General features: G+C 59.8%; 14 protein-coding genes and 1 pseudogene. 8 read left to right on the top strand and 7 right to left on the bottom strand.

Annotated features, from left to right (window positions below):
* Nucleotides 1-7 precede the first annotated feature (7 nt).
* From AC3XQU_RS04160 to AC3XQU_RS04135, 6 genes are all read left to right on the top strand, one after another.
* Nucleotides 8-1,165 (top strand): glycosyltransferase family 4 protein, encoded by a 1,158-nt coding sequence (locus AC3XQU_RS04160; protein WP_489872878.1) that lies wholly within the window; start codon nt 8-10, stop codon nt 1,163-1,165.
* Between the two features lie 33 nt (nt 1,166-1,198).
* Entirely contained in the window at nt 1,199-2,842 is a 1,644-nt protein-coding gene (locus tag AC3XQU_RS04155; RefSeq protein WP_489872877.1) for a GNAT family N-acetyltransferase, read from the top strand.
* Between the two features lie 2 nt (nt 2,843-2,844).
* Nucleotides 2,845-3,921, top strand: coding sequence for a GNAT family N-acetyltransferase (locus AC3XQU_RS04150; RefSeq protein ID WP_489872876.1), 1,077 nt, complete (start codon nt 2,845-2,847; stop codon nt 3,919-3,921).
* A 46-nt stretch (nt 3,922-3,967) separates the two neighbouring features.
* Nucleotides 3,968-5,200 carry a hypothetical protein gene (locus tag AC3XQU_RS04145; RefSeq protein ID WP_489872875.1) on the top strand — a complete coding sequence of 411 codons (1,233 nt, stop codon included), beginning with the start codon at nt 3,968-3,970 and terminating at the stop codon, nt 5,198-5,200.
* Nucleotides 5,201-5,229: 29 nt separating this feature from the next.
* Entirely contained in the window at nt 5,230-6,417 is a 1,188-nt protein-coding gene (locus tag AC3XQU_RS04140) for a glycosyltransferase family 4 protein (RefSeq protein WP_489872874.1), read from the top strand.
* Nucleotides 6,418-6,918: 501 nt separating this feature from the next.
* Nucleotides 6,919-8,997: a DUF4832 domain-containing protein gene (locus AC3XQU_RS04135; RefSeq protein ID WP_489872873.1), complete on the top strand. Its 2,079-nt coding sequence runs from the start codon at nt 6,919-6,921 to the stop codon at nt 8,995-8,997.
* A 100-nt stretch (nt 8,998-9,097) separates the two neighbouring features.
* Here the strand turns inward: AC3XQU_RS04135 and AC3XQU_RS04130 are convergent, their stop codons facing one another.
* A complete protein-coding gene (locus AC3XQU_RS04130; protein WP_489872872.1) occupies nt 9,098-9,673 on the bottom strand; it encodes a sigma-70 family RNA polymerase sigma factor in 576 nt (191 codons plus the stop codon).
* Between the two features lie 565 nt (nt 9,674-10,238).
* On the opposite strand from AC3XQU_RS04130, the gene AC3XQU_RS04125 reads away from it, so the two are divergent.
* Nucleotides 10,239-11,675 (top strand): tyrosinase family protein, encoded by a 1,437-nt coding sequence (locus AC3XQU_RS04125; protein WP_489872871.1) that lies wholly within the window; start codon nt 10,239-10,241, stop codon nt 11,673-11,675.
* 152 nt (nt 11,676-11,827) lie between these two features.
* Here the strand turns inward: AC3XQU_RS04125 and AC3XQU_RS04120 are convergent, their stop codons facing one another.
* The 6 genes and pseudogenes from AC3XQU_RS04120 to AC3XQU_RS04095 form a co-directional block, all read right to left on the bottom strand.
* On the bottom strand, nt 11,828-12,922 hold the full coding sequence (locus tag AC3XQU_RS04120) for an acyltransferase family protein (RefSeq protein WP_489872870.1): 1,095 nt from the start codon (nt 12,920-12,922) through the stop codon (nt 11,828-11,830).
* Nucleotides 12,923-12,939: 17 nt separating this feature from the next.
* Nucleotides 12,940-14,127, bottom strand: coding sequence for a GNAT family N-acetyltransferase (locus AC3XQU_RS04115; RefSeq protein WP_489872869.1), 1,188 nt, complete (start codon nt 14,125-14,127; stop codon nt 12,940-12,942).
* Nucleotides 14,128-14,442: 315 nt separating this feature from the next.
* Nucleotides 14,443-14,877 (bottom strand): response regulator, encoded by a 435-nt coding sequence (locus tag AC3XQU_RS04110; RefSeq protein WP_489872868.1) that lies wholly within the window; start codon nt 14,875-14,877, stop codon nt 14,443-14,445.
* A gap of 90 nt (nt 14,878-14,967) precedes the next feature.
* Entirely contained in the window at nt 14,968-15,375 is a 408-nt protein-coding gene (locus tag AC3XQU_RS04105; RefSeq protein ID WP_489872867.1) for a hypothetical protein, read from the bottom strand.
* 555 nt (nt 15,376-15,930) lie between these two features.
* Nucleotides 15,931-16,326: pseudogene (locus tag AC3XQU_RS04100) on the bottom strand (transposase); the annotation flags it as partial.
* A gap of 237 nt (nt 16,327-16,563) precedes the next feature.
* Complete coding sequence (locus AC3XQU_RS04095) at nt 16,564-19,032, bottom strand: TonB-dependent receptor (RefSeq protein ID WP_489872866.1); 2,469 nt, start codon at nt 19,030-19,032, stop codon at nt 16,564-16,566.
* A 234-nt stretch (nt 19,033-19,266) separates the two neighbouring features.
* Between AC3XQU_RS04095 and AC3XQU_RS04090 the strand changes: the two genes are divergently transcribed.
* Nucleotides 19,267-20,277 carry a LacI family DNA-binding transcriptional regulator gene (locus AC3XQU_RS04090; RefSeq protein WP_489872865.1) on the top strand — a complete coding sequence of 337 codons (1,011 nt, stop codon included), beginning with the start codon at nt 19,267-19,269 and terminating at the stop codon, nt 20,275-20,277.
* Nucleotides 20,278-20,304: the final 27 nt, after the last annotated feature.

Here is a 20,304-nt window from a genome sequence, read left to right as displayed (position 1 = left end):
AGTCGACATGAACAAGAAGATCGTTATTTCGGTGAACACAGCCTGGAACATCTGCAATTTCCGCGCCGGCCTGGTCCGGGCTCTCGTGCAGCATGGCTACGACGTGATGGTCATGGCGCGCAGCGACGATTACGCTTCGCGCCTGGCAGCGCTGGGATGCCGGTTCAAGGTGCTGTCGATGGATACCAACGGCACCAACCCGAGCCGCGACCTGGCGCTTCTGGTCAAGTACCGGCGCGTCCTGCAATCGGTGCGCCCGTTGGCATACCTGGGTTATACGATCAAGCCGAACGTGTACGGCTCGATCGCAGCCAACGGTCTGGCCATTCCGGTCATTAATAACATCGCCGGGCTCGGCGCGACCTTTATCAACAGTTCACTCCTGACCTGCCTCGTCAAGCGCCTGTACCGATATTCGTTGCGCCGTTCGAGCAGGGTGTTCTTCCAGAACGCTGACGACCGCCAACTGTTTCTGGAAGCTGGCCTGGCACGGGAGCAGGTCGCGGACGTTTTGCCAGGCTCCGGCATCGACTTGCACCACTTCGTGCCAGCGCCGCCTCCTCCTGCCGCGCCCGGTTTTCGCTTCCTTCTGGTAGGCAGGATGCTGAGAGACAAGGGCCTGGAGGAGTATGCGGCCGCCGCGGACCTTGTACATCGCCGGATTCCAGGCGTCCGCTTCCAGCTGCTGGGCGCGGTCGATGGAGACAACCCGAATGCGGTCCCGCTGGACCGTATCCGGGAATGGGAGAAACGCGGCACGCTGGAGTACCTGGCCTGTGCGGACGACGTGCGGCCTTACATGGCGCAGGCCGACTGCATCGTGCTGCCTTCCTACCGCGAAGGAGTGCCGCACTCCCTGCTCGAGGCTGCTGCGATGGCGCGTCCAATCATTGCCACCGATGTGGCCGGGTGCCGGGATGTGGTCGACAATGGCGGAAACGGTTTCCTGTGCCAGGCAAAAAACGCCATCGACCTGGCCGAGAAGATGGTCTGCATGGCAGGCTTGCCACGTGAACGGCTGATAGAGATGGGGGAGCACGGCCGCGAGAAAATGGCGGCGCAATTCGACGAGAAGATCGTCATTGCGAAGTACCTTTCGGCGATCGAGCAGATCGAGTCGGTTCAGCGCGACCTGACCTGGCGGACCATGTCGCCCGCGACCTGAGCGTCGACGACGGCGGCTATTGGAGCTTAGCGCATGGATCTTATACTGTTGACCGGAAGGGAAGCTGTTCGAGCGGTTCAGTCGCCGGCGTTCCGCGACGATTGGCTCGCGCTGTACGGGCGCTGCCCCTGGGCGACCGCCTGCCAGCATCCGGACTTCGTCTTGCCCTGGTATGTGGCCTACGACATGGCTTTCCTTCCAATAATCGTACTCGCCCGGTCCGCAAGCGGCCAGCTGCTGGGCCTGCTGACCCTGGCCAGGCGGCATGCCGGTGGTTCCATCACCGGGGCAGGCGCATGCCAGGCCGAATACCAGTCCTGGCTCGCCAGACCGAGCGATGGCGACGCCTTCATCTGCGCGGCGATGTCGAGCCTGCAGGCTGACTTCTGCGGCGTCGACGTATGCTTGCGGTACCTGCCGCCTGGGGTTCCCCTCGACTGGACGGTTGGGGCAGGACCCTGTACGCGCCACACTGTCCTGCGTCCTCACCGCCGACCCCTGATGCACGGTGACGCCGCCGCGATGGCACGCCAGCGCAACAAGAAGAACCATCGCCAGAACTACAATCGGCTGAGCAGGATCGGCGAAGTGGCTTTCGAGCAGGTGCACTCCGAGACGCGATTTGCTTCTCTTTTCGAGGACATCTGCCTGCAATACGACTTCAGGCAAGCCGCACTGTATCGCCAGACTCCTTTTCTGAGCGACCCGGCGAAGAAGCGTTTCTTCCTGGAGCTGCACAGGCGCGGGCTGCTGCATACGACGATCCTGACCGTCGGGGGCAAACTGGCGGCATCGCACCTGGGGCTGCTCACCCGCGGACACGCTCTGCACCTCGGCGTCAATACCCACGCGCCTGACTTCGCGGCCCACTCGCCCGGCAAGCTGTTGCTGGCGATGCTGGGGGAGCACCTGGCGCAGGAAGGTGTGCCGCTGTTCGACCTGACGGCCGGCGGGGACACGTACAAGGAACTGTTCGCGACTGGCCACGACCTGGTCTTCGAGCTGGCCGTGTACGGCAACGCTCGCCAGAAGATGGCATCGGAAACGCGCATGCGCGCTGCAGCGTGGGCGAAGGCCGGGTTGCGCGCCGCCGGCTACCGCAGCACGGACGTGCTGGCGGCCTTGGCTGCGCTCAAGCGCGGCGGCCGTGGCGGCGGCATGCGCGGACCTGCTGCGGTCCTGCACGCGCCGCGGGGCCCTGCGGCAGGCGGTCTGCGATGTCGCATCGATGGGTCGATACGCCAACCGCGCCACGTGCCAGTGGCGAAGAACCGGCTGGCGGACCTGCTGTGCTGCGACGCCACTGCCCCATATGCCTATTGGGGATTTCTGCGCCAAGCCATGCAACACATGGAACGCTCGCAGGACCTTTATACCCTTGTGCTGGAAGGCAAGCTTGTGCTGGCTTGCTCGTTAACGCCAGGACCGGGAGGGCACATGCAGTTGTCCTACCTGTATGTGCAACGCCAGGCGGCCGAATGCGGCTGCGTACGCGGCTTCCTCGAGCAGTTGCTGTACGATCTGCAGCGACAGGGCATGAAGGGATTTCTCTATTGCAGCTGCGACCTGACCCCGGCCCTGCTTCAGGCCTTCGTGGACAGCGGTTTCGCGGACACGGACGAACCGGCCGCCGGGCTGCCGAATCCTTTCCCGACATCCCAACTGTGGGAGCCGTGATCATGAAACAGAGCACTCCATGCAACGACCCGTTTGGCGCTTTCGGCTCCTGCTACGTGGACGAGATCCCCGCATTCGTCGGCCCCGAGCTCACCAGGTTATACGAGACCCTGCATTCGTCTCTGCCGTTCTTCGAACTGTTCCGATCCACGCAAGGGGCGCATTGCTACGTTTCCTGGCGAGACGCGCTGCCGGCGCATATCTTTCTGTTCGTCGTCCGCGACAATTGCCTGGAGATGCTGAACGAAATGATCGAGGTGGACCAGCAAGAAATCACGCGGTTCACGCGACTGGTGTTCGCCCGCTTCGGGCAGATCGACCTTATCCGCTTTCGGGCATTGAAGACCGAGCTTCGCCAACTTGAATTCCCCGCACAGCAATGTGCCGCGAAATACACCTACTGCATTTCGTTGCCGGAGACGGCTGACGCCTACACAGCGAGCCTTGGCCCCACCACACGCAGTAGCGTCAAGCGCAAGTGCAATCGGATCAGGAAGACCTTCCCCAGCTTCCGCATGGAGTTCAGCCCTGCCAGCGAAGTCGACGAGGCATGGATGCGGGAGATCATGCGCCTGAGCGAGGAGGGCATTGCAGCGCGCGGACTCAAGATGCATCATGACAGCGATAAAATCGTGGTAATGGCCAAGCGCTGTGGTTTCGTCAGCGTGCTCCTGGTCAATGAACGCATTGCCGCGGGCATGATCGGGTACCAGTGCGGATCGAATTTTTTCATCGAACTGCTCGGCTATGACAAGCAGTTCCAGAAATACAGTATGGGCACGGTTTGTGTCTACCAGACGGTTCGCGAAATTGCTTCTCGCGGCGGCAGGCGCTGCTATCTGGGCGGCGGACACTTCGAGTACAAGCAGCATTTGGGAGGAAAGCTCATGTGTATGGATGAGCTGACGATCTACCGCTCGCACTCGCGGATGCTGGCAAACCTGCCCAGGGCAGTCGGCATGATGCTTGCCGCGCGCATTCGCGCGGCGAAGGAAATATTGCATCGGAATCGGAGCCACGTGCTGGCCAGACTCGTCTTCCACTACTTTTATCTTTTCAAGAGCAGGAGAGTGCATTGATCCTTGACGTCCGCGCGACGACGACGGCGCCGGAAAGCGGACCGCCATGATGCCGCCAGCGCCGCTGCCCTTGGTGACGCGCCGCCGTTTCCTGCTCGGCGGGCTCGGTGCGGGCATCGCAGGCATTCTCCCGGCCGGGACAGTGGAGGCACCTGCCAGGCCGCAGGATATGGATAAGGTCGGATCCAGTGGCGGGGCCAAGCTTCCGCCATTGGTCGTCAGCCTGGCCGATCACGGTGGCGTACCGGGCGCCGCACCGGCGGTGCTGGTGCACGCGTTCGAACGGGCCTTCAGCATCCTGGCCGATGCTGGTGGCGGCACCGTACTGGTGCCGCCGGGCGAGTACGACTTCGGGGTCCGCCGCGATGCTTCCCCCATGGTCTTGTGCCGTAATGCGCGCGACGTGGCGATTTCTGCATATGGAGCGACCTTTCGGGCAGCCACCAAGGCCAGGGCGGTGCCGAGTCTGTTCTACTTCTTCAATTTTTCGAACCTGACCCTGGCTGGCGCCCGCTTCATCGATACCGGGTTCAAACCGAGGGTGGACTGGCATGGCATGTACTGCGTAGGGCTCCAGGCCGATGCCGCAAGCAGCGGGTTTCGCATGATCGACTGCTGCGCCGAACGTGTATTGGGGCTGCTGGCATCGAATAACAGCGCCACCACGCGTCACTACTTGTCTGACATTAAGGTGTCCGGCGAGGTGCGCGATTCCTACTACGGGGTTGGCGCGAATTATGTTCGCAGCGGCGTTGAAGTCGACCTGTCCTGCCACAACGTGCGGCGCGCCTTCATTGCCTATGGCCTGAAGGATGCCGACATCGCTGTTCGGGTGTCGTGCACGTCGGAATGGCCGGGAAGCAATGGGCTAGTCGCACTGGTATCCGAAGGGGGGAGCGCCGGGAATGTGGAGCGAGTGAGGGTCCGGGTGGACGCGACCGGCGCAGGTATCCACGCAAGCTACGTGCATTTCTACCATCAGGGGCCGGAAAAACAGGGCAGCATGCATGACATCGATGCGACCGTCAATCTCCTTCACGTCGACGGGGCGCAATCGATATTTACCTTCGACCACGAGGCCGACGGGGTCAGAGCCAGAACTGAGCGCGCCTGGGACCGGATCTTCTTGCACGGCAAGGTGGCCGGTCCGTTCAAAGGGAAGGTAGTGTCCAACCCTACGGTCACCAGCTCGCCCGGTACAGTCTACCTGGACCGTAGCCTGGCCGGATTGATTCGCAATGCGAAGCTGCGCACGAACTTCCGGGTCCGGCCATCCTGAACAATGCCTGGGCCGCATCAATGACATCCATGAAACTGCTCATCTATGTCCACTCGCTCGAGAATGGCGGCGCCGAACGCGTCGTGGCGAACCTTGCCAATCACTGGGCCTCGACCGGCTGGGATATCACGGTACTGACCGTTGCTGCGCGATCAACGGACTTTTATGCGCTCGATCCGGCTGTCCGTCGGGTCTGCATGGACATGTCGAGTGGCGGCGAGGATTTGTTATCAGGGGGACTACGCACCGTAAGACGCGTCCACGCCCTGCGGCATTGGCTGCGTGAGCTGCGGCCGGACTTCGCTTTGGGCGCCATGCAGACCGCGAGCGTGGTCCTTGCGCTCGCAGCCTGGAAAGTGCCGGGGGTGCGGGTGCTTGGTTCCGAGCATACGTTTCCTCCCAAGGCGCCACTCGGTCTGGCGCGCGAGAGTCTTCGTTACTACGCTTATGGCGGGCTGGACGCCATCGTCGCCCTGACTCAGGAATCTGCCTCGTGGCTGAAGACACAAACGCGGGCGCGCCTTGCACCTGTTATCCCGAACCCCGTGAGTTGGCCGCTGGCGGAACAGGAACCCCGGGTGGAACCTGTATCCGCCTGCCTGCCGGGCCGGCGCATCGTGCTCGCCGTCGGGCGATTCAGCGAGGAAAAAAATTTTCATGTCCTGGTCGACGTGTTCGGCCGTCTTTCGGCACGGCATTCTGGCTGGGACTTCGTCATCCTGGGTGACGGTCCCCAGCGCGGCGCACTGGCGTCACAGGTGTCGGATGCTGGCCTGACAGGCCGTGTTTTCCTCCCTGGCCGGGTAGGCAATGTCGGTAGCTGGTATGAGCGCGCCGACCTGTATGCAATGAGCTCGCTGTTCGAAGGCTTTCCCAATACCCTCGTGGAAGCACTGGCTTGTGGCTTGCCGGCTGTGAGTTTCGACTGCGATACCGGACCGCGCGATATTATCCGGCACGGCATCGACGGCTATCTGGTAGTACCAGGGGATTGCCAGGGCCTTGAAGAATCTCTATCACGGCTGATGGGAGACAGCCAACTGAGGATGATGTTTTCGCAACGCGCAGTCGAGGCACGCGAGCGTTTTTCGATGAGCAAGATTGCGAACATGTGGGCCGAGCTATTCGAGCAGCTCGGCAATCCGATTGTTCCCCGCGGAAAGTATAATGGTGAACATTCATCTGAAAGCGGCACCGGCGGGCGTCCGCTAGTCTGAGCCCTGCCCAACCACGCCAAGTGGACTGTATTGTCAAAGGCGCAGCGATAATTCGGTTTATCGTTGCGCTTTTATACATTTCGATAGACGAGTCGCAATAAACTTGTGTTTTATGCTCTTTCTCGCTAGTTATAAATTTCGCAAAAGTAATTTTTTTTTTGATTTGCGGAACTAGTCGCCGAAAAGAAAGTCTAACGTGTACTTTCCAACGGAAAATGAGGAGCTTTATGGAAACACGCAAATCAGTCCAGCTGAAGAGTAATTTTCTTCAAGGTAATTTTTCGGCACAACCCAGCAAGCGCGTAGTGACACAGCCAAGGCTTCGCAGTCACATCCCTGGATCTGCTAATTGACGCAGCGCAGCTCCCAGCGACCGTCTGACCAGCCCTAAGGCCGGCAGCACCTTTTCCCAACTCATCAACATCCCGTCACTCGACCGAGAGCGACGGCTGGACGTTTTCGTCCCGAGTTATTCAAACATCTTAGAAAAGACACGACTACATGCAAGTTAAACAGCTATTCCCATTTCCTGCCCGACGCAACATTCACGCCCTGATGTTATTGGCCGGCCTCGTGTCCAGCCCGTTCGCACTGGCACAAAGCGCGTCCACTGCAACCAGCAACGGCAGCACTGTCACCGTCAAGATGGGTTACACCACTACCCCGACCTGGGTACGTGTTTACCTCGACACCGACCGCAATGCGACGACTGGCTACCGCGCTAATAACATCGGTTCGACCTATCTGATCGAAAATGGCCGCCTGTACCGCCACACCGGGACAAATGGCGGCTGGGGATGGACGTTCGTCAAGAATGTCAGCTCGGTTTCGAGCAACGGGGTGGCGACCGTACAGGTAGCAAGCGCCGACATCGGCTCGCCCACCGGCGCCAACGTAGTGACCCAGAGCGAAGCGCCGGTGCGTATCTCGTCGGTGATTGCGCTCGCGACGAGCTCGACGACGAGCCCGACCAGCCCTACCAGCCCGACCGGCTGGACCCAATGCGCTACTGAAGGCGGCACCTGTTCGTTCAGCGGCAGCGCCCAGGTACGTTATGGCACCTCGACCACCTACGTCACCAAGACACTGACCGGTCCGGTCAATTGCAACAATGCGGTCTTCGGTGATCCGGTGCCGGGCCAAATCAAGTACTGCTGGGTTGGTGCGACCACGTCGTCGCCGGCACCCGCACCGGCGCCGACGCCTGCCCCAGCCCCGGCCCCAGCCCCAGCCCCGGCCCCAGCCCCAGCCCCAGCTCCAGCCCCAGCTCCAGCCCCAGCCCCAGCCCCGGGTACATCCATCGCGGTCAACTACGCCGCGAGCACGACTACCATTGCGAACCCCGAACGTGGTCTCTACCGCCACGTCGGGTGCGAAACGCCACTCAGCCAGACGCAGCTGACGAACTTCCGAACCGCTGACGGCGAGACTTTGGTGCTGTGCGTGTTTTACCTGCGCAACTACGTGAACTCGCCAATCAGCGCAACGACGCTGAGCTTGTTCCAGCAGCAAATGGACACGATTCGCAAGTCCGGTTTGAAAGCGATTGTGCGATTTGCGTACAACGACAACAACAACCCGGCCGACGCGAAGCCGGCGATGGTAGCGACCCACCTGACCCAGCTACAACCCTACCTTGCCGCAAACAAGGATGTCATCACCGTCGTCCAGGCCGGCCTGATCGGCGCCTGGGGCGAATGGGGCAATACCGCAAGCTATGGCGACAGCTATAACATGACCGCCCAAAACATCGCGGACCGCAAGGCGGTGGTGGACAAGCTCCTGGCAGTCGTTCCAGCCGAACGCATGGTACAGCTGCGCATGCCACTGTTTAAGATGAAGCTCTATAGCCCGACGGCGCTCACCAGCAGCGAAGCGTTTACGGGAACCGCGAAAGCACGCCTCGGCCACCACAACGACTGCTTCCTGTCGAACTCGTCGGACTACGGCACCTATATCAACCAGTCGGTAGAGTATCCGTATCTTGCGACAGAAACTAACTACGTGGCGGCTGGCGGCGAAACCTGCGCCTACGTCCCGCCGCGCAGCGACTGTCCAACGGCAATTGGTGAAATGTCCAGATTCCACTGGTCCTACCTGAACATGGACTACAACACCACGGTATTGAACGCGTGGCGGTCGCAGGGCTGCTTTACGGAAGTGGAACAAAAGCTGGGCTATCGCTTCGTCATGAAGGGCGGTTCGTTCTCGGGTACCGCGAAGCCGGGCGGTGCATTTGCCGTCAACCTGTCGATCCAGAACACGGGCTGGGCCTCGCCGTTCAACAGCCGCAACGTTGAACTCGTGTTCCGTGACACCGCAACTAACGCCCTCTACCGTGTGAAGCTCAACGCCGATCCGCGCAAGTGGCAGGCAGGCCAGACCGTGACGATCAACGAGTCAGTGACACTGCCGGCGACCATGCCGAGGGGCTCCTATACGCTGTTGCTGAACCTGCCTGACCCGCAAGCTTCGCTGAGCAGCCGTCCGGAGTATGCAATCCAGATGGCCAATGCCAACACCTGGGAAGCCACTACGGGTTTCAATAAACTGCACCATACGGTCGGCGTGGCGCCGTAAGGTCTGCTGACAATGACCGGTCCTTCGGGGCCGGCTCATGGTTCCCGTGCCCGATGCGTCGCATCGGGCCTTTTTTTTGAGTGCAGCGAGCCACGTGATGTCAATCGGATTTCAAGGCCGCAGCGATCGTGTCCCGCGCGCGGTGGATGCGGCTACGGACGGTCCCGACGGGGCTATGCATCTGCTCTGCGATCTCTTCGTAACTCAAGCCTTCCAACTCGCGCAAGACCAGGGCAGTACGCTGTTCCTCGGGCAACTCGCCGAGCGTGTGGTCGAGCAAATCGAAGATCTGTTTGGACTCCAGTTTCGCTTCCGGGGTATCGAAATCCATCTCGGCGGTCCCGTATTGCTGGCTGCCACCTTGCTCCCCGGCAGGCTCGGCAGCTTGCGGAAAACGCAACCTGTTACGGACAATCGTGCGCTTTGCCGTATTGATCCCGATGCGGAAGAACCAGGTGGAAAACGCGGAATCGCCGCGAAAGGTGTGTAGCGCCCGATACGCCTTGATAAAAACCTCTTGCGCAACGTCCTCACTTTCACTTTGGTCACGCAGGAAGGTGCCGAGGTAACGAGTCAGCTTGTTCTGGTAGCGTCTGACCAGCGCGTCAAATGCGCGCATGTCTCCAGCCTGCGCCGCTTTGACGAGTTCCAGGTCGAGCTCCCTTCTACTCTTCATGACTGTCTGCAGTGGTCTTCTGGACCGTTCGCCAAGCGTGACAAGTGCGGGCAACGACGAGTAATGCTGGGTGCGCGCGTCTAAGCTTGTTCTCGCGCACGGTGCATCCAAGGGGCTGGTGTTTGCTGCATGACGTTGCACGGTTGGGCCACACTGCGTTGTTGACAACCGGGAAACGAATTGCTCTTCAACGCGACCCTTACACTGCGGTTCTGCTCGCCTTTTCAACCATTCTTCGCTTTATCTCAACACCGGCTTTGATATCGGTCAATGAGCGATAGACATTACTTCTGTGCAGCGCGTCGTGCAAGATCAGGGATAACTGGGTTAGTCCATGAAGAAAGGGACAGGGGGCACGTCCCCTGTGGCAATACGTAATCCAAATCAAAGCGTTTTGCGTAAGAACAGACTCTACCCATGACGCATATCAAGCCTTCAATTCTTTGCCGAATTAACATTGATTTGCGCCAGCTCAAATCGGATCGTAACGACTGGGTTTGCAGACGAGAATGGTGTTGTTCCAGTGAATGGCGCCGCGAATCGCAGTCGCACAATGGAGAAGACAATGCTTCAAGAAAATACTCGACGCAGGTTCCTGCGTAGCGCATCACTCAGCCTTGCCATGCCCGCCTTCATGACAGACGCGTTGGCACAAAAAAACCTGCAGCGTCGCCTCGAATGGCAGGCGTTCAAGATCACGACGCAATACGATTCGTTGCTCACTGCAATCACGCGGATGAAGGCCAATACCAACCCCGCCGATCCGAATAGCTGGGAATACTGGACGGCTGTACACATCAACTACTGTCCACATAACGTGCCTTACTTTTACGCCTGGCACCGGGGATATCTGTACTACTTCGAACGGCAGCTCAGAACTGTCTCGGGAGACCCCCGGTTGACGCTTCCTTATTGGGACTACTATATGTCTGCAACAATTCCGGCCGAGTTTACGAACCCCAGTACGGCAAATCCCCTGTACGTCGAGCGCGTTAACACCAATATTCGGCAGGCATTGACAATGGCACCATTCTCGCCAACGGTGACAAATTTTCCGCGTGGGATGGTGAATGCATTCGAACCGAATCTGGAAAGCGCGCCGCACAACCCGGTACACGACATCATCGGCAATGCGATGGCCACCATGCGTTCGCCGGTTGATCCGGTTTTCTGGCTGCACCATGCAAACGTGGATCGCTTGTGGGTCGCATGGGTAGCTGCTGGAGGCGGACGCACCATGCCTTCAAAAAGGAGCGCGTACTGGTCAGGCAACCACGTTTATGCGACGACATTAAGCATGCCGCGTTCCTCGACCTTTGATACCCGTAGCAACTTGCAATACGCCTACGCGAACGAGACGCTGCCAACCGGGCTTCCGGTTGCGGCGCTGTCAAAGGCAAGCGTGCAGTTAGTGCAAGCGGAGTCAGGGCAAAGGCTGGCGACCCTGCCGCCATTAGGCACTTTCCCAGTGACTACGGGGAGGGCCACCAGCGACACCGGATTTTCGATCGGCGGCGCGCGCCTGATTGGCCTGGACGAGCGGTCGGTGAGTGCCCAGTTGCCCATCCTTTCGTCGCATTGGAGCGCAGTGCAGGAAATCATGCGTGGCAATGCGGCCACTATACCGGGCAATTCGAAGCGGTATCGCTCTGTCACGCTGGTACTCGATGACGTCGAACTTGCGGCGGCGGGCAGGAAGGGCGGATTTTATTATGAGGTCTACTTGAATATTCCCGCAGAAATCGGACCGTCGAGCAAGCCAGCCTCCGTACTGATCGGGACCCTGGGAGCATTTCAGGTGGCCGGAGCAAGCCACCATGGACATGGCGCTGTTCAGCTCATGTATCCGATAGGCAGAAAACTGGCTAGCGCCTCGAGCCTGCAGATCGGGATGGTCAGCGTGTCGTTTGTCCGTGTGAACGGCGAAAATGCGCCCCGCGGGCCCGCAATCGGTATCGGCGAAGCACGGATCGAACTGTCCACAGAAGATAAGCAGTCCTGATGTCCGGGATGCTGTTCGAAATGGAATCCGGACGGAATGGATGCACGCGGCGGTAATCGATGCCTCTCGTCAATCCGGCTATATGCGCCTGCCACCAGCGGGATTGTTTGCACTGGTATTACCGACTTGGCTGGCGAGCCGGGTCAGCGGAGCTACCGCACTGGCTTCGCTGACCGCGCGTTCATCCGGCGCATCAGTGCATGCCCATATTCGATGCCTGGCTTCTCAACCCAGTGGTATCCGAAATACGAGAGCCCAGCGACGCCAACGAAGAAAAAGATCCATGACAGATACAGGGGGAAACTGTCGAAGTAGCTGAAGCACAAATACATGACCGGAACATGGACAAGGTAGATTCCATAAGAATATCGGGCGATCGTGCTGCTGCAGGACTGCAGCCACCTCGATTGTAATTGCCCACAGCGGGGTATGAGCAATCCAAGCAACAGGCAGCTGATCCAGGCCAGCGCTGTTGCACTGAACCCCAAACCCACAAGGACTGGGTAGGCCAGGGCCAGCGCACCAACATATGCAAACAGCACGCGTGGGCCCCAGGTCTTCCGGGCGCCGAGCATTGCGTAAGCGAGTACGCCAGGTAAGAAACACGGGTAGAACTTGATGAGATTGGTGTTCCATCCAAGCAGTAAGAAAACACAAATCAACCCCAAGGAAGCACACCACAGGAAGGCGACGGTGCGCGCCGAGCGCCAGAGCGGCGCGCTCGCAATGGTATGCAAGGCAGGAAGAAATAGATACATCTGTAATTCAAACGGCAGGCTCCAGAGAACTGGTGTGATGTTATCGTCCCCAGTCAGATTCTGGACCAAAAACAGGTTGCTCAGTAAGGTGCTTAAGTCGGGTTCGGTCTCTGTCGCGAACCGTTGTATCAGGGCCAGCGTCCCAACAACCACCATACTCATCGGATAGATACGGAAGACGCGGGCGACCAGGAAGGAGGGCGCGCTCAGTGGGACACCATGGTCCGATGCATGGCGTTCGATAGATTGCAATAGTACGAGGCAAGTATGTACGAAGAAAATCATGACGCCCAGAGTACCAAGTGACTGGACGTGGAAGCGGCCGATAAGTGGACGAAAATGTTCGAGCATCAAATGACTGCTTACAACGAAGCTAACTGCCATTGTCCGCAGGAGATCAAGGTTGGGTGAGCGCTCAGTCACGATGTACCTAGCCCTGAACCGCCGGCGCAGCTGCCAGCGTGAAAGAAGAGAGGTCAGAAGCGACATGCATGCGCTGTAAAGGCTTATTGCTTGGCTATTTTGCTTCTAATGGCCAGTAAAGCCTTCAAGGCCAATCCACCTGCCGGGCTGGTTTTACGCTGGTGCAAGCCAGTCTTCAGACGCCGCAGTTGTCCACGTGCGTACGCCGCCAGCGCCCAATCCAGATTGGCAAGCAGCCTGGTTGTCGAACGGTACACTTGCAGCTGGTCCATAACGATTTTCTGCCCGAGCAAACGTTGCTTAAATTCAAATTCGCCACCACCCAGATAAAATCTGGTGCCGCCACGGCGGATGGTCTCGCAAATGGTCAGGTAAGTGCACAGCTTCCCAACACCGTAATGCCGATAGTCGGGCGCAAATGCAGTGATGTCCCCGAAAAAACTTTTCCCGACTTGGTAGTTGACCGAACCGGCGCATATTTTCTCATCAATGCACAATAGCGAGACGAAACCGCATTCCTTAGCCAAGGACAGGACGCGCCCAATATCGTGACTGAATCTGGCTCCACGGCTGGTGATCCTTCGTTCGCTGAGCTGTGCGATCAAACGGACCGTTTCCTCGTCGATTTCCTCGTTTACAAGGAAGGTCATTGTGAACGAGGGAAAGGTCTTGCGCACCGTATTCAACTGATGACGGATGCTTGTGCGTGTCGTTTTTCCGAGTGCCGCCGTGTACTCTTCCGGTGTGGCCGGCAGCGATATGACGTAGGTATCCTTTGCCTCGTATTGCTGGAAAGGATACTCAAACCGCTCCATGCGGCAGGAGAGCGCCTCGAAACTGACCACGTCGATCTGCTGGAATGCATTGAAAACGGATTGCACAAAGCGTGTCAGTTCGTGGGCATCGATATGAAGCATTTCGTTGAGGACCACGATGCGCCGACGTTCTACGCGAAACACGAGGATATCGGTTACCTTGCCCCATTCTCGTGCTACATAGCAACTGACGTTGTGCAGGGATCGGAACGCACTAAAAAAAGGCAAGGACGCATGCAGGGTCTCGTAGCGCCTCGCCAGCTCTGGGCCTATAAAGGGTGGAATCTCTTTCTGGAAGATTTCGACCGAGACACGATCCTGAAAAGTTGGCACCCCGGTTTCCATGGAAAATCCATTGTTTCTAAAGTGGCAACGAATCTGCAGGTAAGGATGCATTGCAATGCAGTCGGAGCGCCAATGCTTCATCATTACCCATGCCCCGACGTCATGCTGCACGATGCGTTTTGCGCAGTGCGAGCAGTAGTTACATGAACGTTTTGCGATTCCTCAGCTGATTTTCGTTAATCCTCACGAGTCGACTTTGACGCAGCGCAAACATACCCTGAGTATGCGAGCAGATGAACCAAGCATTGACGATGTCGCTTGCTGACCATTGCCCATGGAGCGTTGATTCTGGGCGTGGCCCTCGGGAGTCCTTCATCGGCATTGCCTATCCAGGCGGGCCAGAGGGATGTCGCCAGCGGCTAAACGCTGCGTTGAATGAATCGGAACCGCTGAGGTGGCGTTTCCATCCAGTCGGCGCTTGGGAACTCAGCTGTCAAGCAGAGTAATGATGGTGTCAATCCTGTAGGGTTTGCTGGCAAACAGGTAGCGTTGCTCGCGCTGTACAGTTGCACCAGTCGAGATACATCCCGACACGACGATTATTTTAATTGCCGGATAGTTTTCGTGGATGGCATCAGCCAGTTGCAATCCATCCATACCGGGCATCTTCACATCCGTTAGTACGGCGTCGATGCCCATTGCCGACTCAAGGACCTGTAAGGCCTCATCTGCCGAATGCGCGACCAGGACTTGCAAGCCATGCGAACGCAACAGGACGGCGGCGCACTCGGCACCGTCGGCTTCGTCATCAACAAGCAAAAGATGGCGCGGCATCTTGCTCAATCCTTCATGCTTCTCACCGGTAGCAACGTTGGGGCGTGGCACGTTGCCACCACCTTCCTTGACTGACATGATTTGCATAGCGAGCCTCTCGTACGTCGGACGTTGGGGACGTTTGGAGTTTAGCGTTAATCGATGCTGTAGCAGGCTCCGCACGCAGAGCGCATGCGATCAGCCGACAAGCTTTCCCCGTCTCTCTTCCTTGGCAGGCACATAGTGCGATTGGAAAGCGTCTTTGGATTCGTGCGCAACGATCGCGTCGACATGCTGGGCGTTTAATGGCCGACGCACAATGGCGCAGGCACTAGCGCCATGGTTGGCAACTGTCGATTCTACATCTGCCAGATAGATGATCGAAGCCTCCGGGGCGCATCGTGCCAGCTCCCTCGTCAGCGAACGGCGATCACCAGGTATCTCCGATAGACACGTAATGATCAGGTCAAACTGAATCATACGGGCTGCGCACAATGCTTTTGTTGGGCTAAATACCGGTGTAATCAGATACCCCATGGACGCTAGAAGGCTTGATGTGGAATTGCAGGTTTCAGCGCAGGCTTCCAACACCAATGCATACTTCATCTGACACCCTCCTGATATGATGTATGTAAAACATCGTAATAGCGAGGAGTATAGTTCCAGTTACTTGTTCTTGGGTTTGCGAATTGCTATCGATAACTGGGATCCGATCGACAGCGCGACATTGCACAGTTGCCCGGTGAGCTGGTGTTCAAATCGGGCACACCGGTCGTACTGCATTCAACAATGCGCTGGACAGTCCCTGACTCGCCTGCTGGTTCGTTTGGACTTGAGGCAGAGCAGTACGGGCAGAGCGAGAATGGGTCGTCAAGCACCTTCACGACCACGTGCACCTGCGTACGATTCATCATCCAGGAATGAACGCTGTAGTACATCTGCATGGGTAAATTTCATGGTGTGTTTGAAGCGCTTACTCATACCAGTTAGAAAACTCTCCGCTGTTCTGCTCATCACCGAAAGGCGTTGTGCCCGTTAGGTGTGGAAGACGCCCAGCGCCGCTCGCATCAGCCTTCCCGGCGATGTAATGCGTTCGCCGTCGAGCGCCCAGCGCCAGCCCAGGTAGTCTCGGCGGCGGGCGGGACGATCGAGGGTGCGCTAGCCTTTTTGCGACTCCAATAAAAACGTCTCGTCTGCTTCGGCAATGCCGGCCAGGCGCTCGGCCCGGTCGTGCTTGGTCAGCGATAGAAAACGGTGGCGCCCGCGAAAGCTGGTGTTGCGGTGGACGCCGATGGCCTTTGCAGCTGCGCGCACGCTTCTGGTTTCGAGCATGTTGGAGAGGTAATCGAGCCACTTGGCGCGATGGCGCAGGCGAGCCAACGGCGTACCGCTCAATGCGTTGAAGGTCTTGCGGCAAGCGCGGCAACGATAACGCTGGAGGCCGCGGTCCAATCCGCGACTATAAGGGCGTTCAGCCTGGCACGAAGGGCAACAAGGCATGGGCCTGGCTTGGGCGATGACCGCGCAGACGCGCTCGAACCCGATTGCCGGGCGCAAGGCATCCAGCAGCTGCCCCCGCTGGCGCCGCGTCAGCGAAGGCAGTTTCCTCAGCAAACTGCTAAAACGGACTCCATTCATGCCGCACCCGACATTCGATCAGATCATCGTTGGACCACATCGGAGCTCGACAGTTGAATTTCTACAGCTTGCGGGGACAGCCCCATAAAAAACGGCGGGACCGAAGTCCCGCCGAAAAGGGGAGAACAATGAAGCGGCAAGCCGCCGGGTACTACATCAGAAGCGGTAGGTCAGCGAGGCCTCGACCGCACGCCCGAACAGCGGGCGGGCATTGATCGGGCCGGTGCCATTGCCGCCGGTCAGGCGCGAGTTGCCTTCGGTCAGGCCCAGCTCGTTGGTGACGTTGGTGGCCGACACGCGCAGCTCGAGCTTGCTGGATAATTCGGCCAGCACGCCCAGGTCCAGCGTCTCGTACGACGGCAGGAATTGCTGGTTGGCCTGGTCGGCCCAGCGGCTGCCGATGCGCGAGTAGGTGCCGTAGACGCGCAGGGCCTGGTCGCCGATCGGCAGGCGGTAGCTCGGCGAGAAGCGGTACTGGAACTTCGGCTGGCGCTGCACGGTATTGCCGGCGATCGCCGGGTTGTCCTTGTACTCCGAATCCTGCCAGTTGCCGGTCAGCTGCAGCTGCAGGCCGGCCAGGGGACGCAGGGCCAGTTCGAATTCGACGCCTTTGCCTTCCGAGCCGCTCACCGAATACAGCACGCCGGTGGTGGTGATCTGCTGGAACGAGATCCCGGTGAAGTCGGTGAAGAACGCGTTCACGTAGGCGCTGTAGAGCGGCGTCGCGGTCTTGAAGCCCACTTCGAACTGCTTGACTTTCGGCGTCGGCACGCGCGAACGGTCGTCCAGCACCGCCTGGCTGCCGGCGTTGCGCATGTCGTCGAAGTAGATGAAGGTGTGGCCCTGGTTGGCGCGCACGAACACGCTCGAGTCCTTCGACAGTTTATACAGGCCGCCCAGGGTGAACGAGTTCACCGAGTCTTCGCGTTCGAGCGCGGTGAAGCTGCCGGTCGGGCTGGACGTGCCGTTGTTGTAGACGGTCAGCGGGTTGTTGTCCGGGTCGACGGAGCCGAGGTTCGAGACCGAGGCGTTCAGGCGCTGCTTCTCGCGGCGCACGCCGGCGTCGAGCTTGATGCGCTCGCCGATGCGCCATTCGTCGGCCAGGTACAGGGCGGTGTTGTCGCCGTCGTAGGACGCGACCGGCGCGTAGAAGATGTTGCCGTCCTTGCCGTTGTTGGACACCACGACGCCGTTATCCAGGCGCACGTTGATCAGGCTAGCCTGCGGCGTGGCGCTCATCAGGTGGCTGTTCCCCAGGAACCAGGTGTCGCGCGACGAATAGTTCGCCACGTAGGCGCCGGCCGTCACGGTGTGCGCGCCGATGTCGCGGCTGACGCGCAATTCGTCGGTGAACGACTTCAGCTTCTTCTCCACCGCCCACAGGCCGGCCTGCACCACCTGCTGGTTCGGGCTGACGGCGCCACCCTTCACATAGGTCATGGCGCCGGTGGTGGCGCGGCGTCCGCCGACCGCGGCCAGGGTCGCGGCATTGCCGTTGGCGGACTGGATCGCGGCCTGCAGGTAGTCGGCGGCGCTCAGCGGGTTGTTACCGGTGAACATGGCGATGGTATTCAGGTCGCCGTTGAAGTAGTTGAACTTGTTCGAGACCTGCCAGCCATTGAGGTTCTGCTGGAAGTCGATGCCGAACACGGTCGACTTCAGGCCGCGGCCGTCGCCCAGGTCGTAGTTCAGGGTGCGGCCAGGCGCGGCCTCCACCGTGAAGTTGCGCAGCTCGTTGCTCATCAGGGTGCCGGTGAGCGGATCGAAGCCCGGGAAGGCGCTGATCGAGCGGCCCTGGTCCGACGAAATCAGGGGCACGCCGGTGTAGAAGGCGTTCTTGTCGTCGGTAGTGCGGGCGTAGAAGGTCAGTTCGCCCTGGTCCAGCTTGCGGGTGAGCGATGCCGACAGCTGGCCGCCGTCGTCGGCCGGGAAGCCCGACTTGCGCACGCCGTCGGTGACGCGGTAGAAGCCGCCGATCATGCCGTACCAGCCGTCGGCGACCTTGCCGCTGTAGACGGCATCGACGCGGCGCAGGTTGCCGGTGCCGGCGGTGAAGCGCATGCTGCCTTCCGGCGTGTCCGTGCCCTTCTTCAGGATGAAGTTCATGGTGGCGCCGGGCTGGCCCACCGAGTAAATGGTGCTCGGGCCGCCGCGCAGCACCTCGACGCGCTCGATGGTGTCATCCAGGCGGAACGAGGACGAACCCTCGAAGAAGGACAGCACCGGCACCGGGTAGATCGGGTTGCCGTTGAGCTGCACCGAGACGAACGGCGAGTCGCTGCCCGACGGGAAGCCGCGAACCTGGATGTTCGCGCCCGACTGGCCGCCGGTCGGCTCGGCATACGCGCCCGGCACCAGCTTCATGATGTCGGCGGTGGAGATCGGCGCGGCCATCTTGAGCTGCTCTTCGCTGGCGGTGGTGATGCTGAAGGCGGCGTCGATCTTGCGGGTGCCGCTGGCGGAGGCGGTGCCGGTCACGACGACCTGCTGGATTTCCTGTTGCACGGCGCTCGGCGTGCTTGGCGCGGCATTGGCTTCCTGCGCTGCTGCCTGGCAGTGGACGGACAGGGCCAGCACGGCGAGGGCAATGGCGGACAGCTGCGGGAACTGCTTGGACTGGTTCATGTGAGTAGGCTCTCGTTGTTGTCAAATACGGCTACTGGCGGGGCGTCTCCTCCCCGGCTGCCTTACCGAAAAAATGTTCGGTAAAGAAAGTGCTGTCATTGAAACATCGAATGTTATCGATGTCAACGACATTGTTATCGATGTCATTTGCTATCGACAGCGCATGTAAACCTGTCATAATGCTTACTGTTCAGCGGCAACTCATCAATTCCAGGCAATCGGTCACCAGTCCAGATGGCACCAGCAAAACATGGCAAGACGCCCGGCGATCCGGGACCAACGATGGAAGACCTGGCCAAACTGGCCGGCGTCTCGACCATCACGGTCTCGCGCGCGCTGCGCGACAGCCCCCTGGTGACGGAAAAGACCCGCGAAAAGATCCGCCAGCTGGCCTCCGAGCAGGGCTACCGCCTGAACATCAGCGCGCGCAACCTGCGCATGCGCCGTTCGTATTCGGTGGCCGTGGTGGTCGAGATGACGCCGGTGAAGGGCCGCCCGATGTCGGACCCATACCCGCTCGAGCTGCTGGGCGGGATCACCCAGGAACTGACCACGGCCGGCTACAGCGTGGTGCTGACTTCCAAGCAGCTGCTCGATACCGCCCCGGTGCAGGGCGCCGACGGCCTGATCCTGCTGGGGCAAGGCTCGCACGGGGAGGCGGTCAAGGCGCTGCAGCAGACCAACCTGCCGCTGGTCGTCTGGGGCGCGCCGCAAGCCGGCTCGGACTACGTCGTGGTTGGGAGTAACAACCGCAAGGGCGGCGCCAGCGCGGCCGAGCGTTTCCTGGAGCAGGGCCGGCGCAAGCTGATCTTCCTGGGCGACGTCGACCACGCCGAGGTTCAGGAGCGCTGCGCCGGCTTCATCGACGCCCTGGCGGGGCGCGCCACCGTCCATATCCTGCGCCCCAAGGCCTTTACCTTCGAATCGGGTTTCGAGAGCGTCTCGACCCTGCTGAAGAAAAAGCCGGGCCTGGCCTGCGACGGCCTGTTCGCCGCCAGCGACCTGCTCGCCATGGGCGCCATTCGCGCCCTGACCGAAGCGAGCCTGCGCGTGCCCGACGATATCTCCGTCATCGGCTACGACGACACGCCCGGCGCGGCCAGCTTCGTGCCGCCGCTTACCAGCGTGCACCAGTACCTGCGCGACGGCGGCGTGCTGCTCGCGAAAAAAATGCTGGGCATGATCGAGGGCCAGCAGGTGCAATCCGAAATGCTGCCGACGACGCTGATCGTCCGGCATACCTGACTATTCACGCTTAACCTGTACAGCCAT

It is taken from the genome of Telluria sp. AZSoR62, from assembly GCF_058111565.1.
This window is presented reverse-complemented; position numbering and strand designations above follow the sequence as displayed.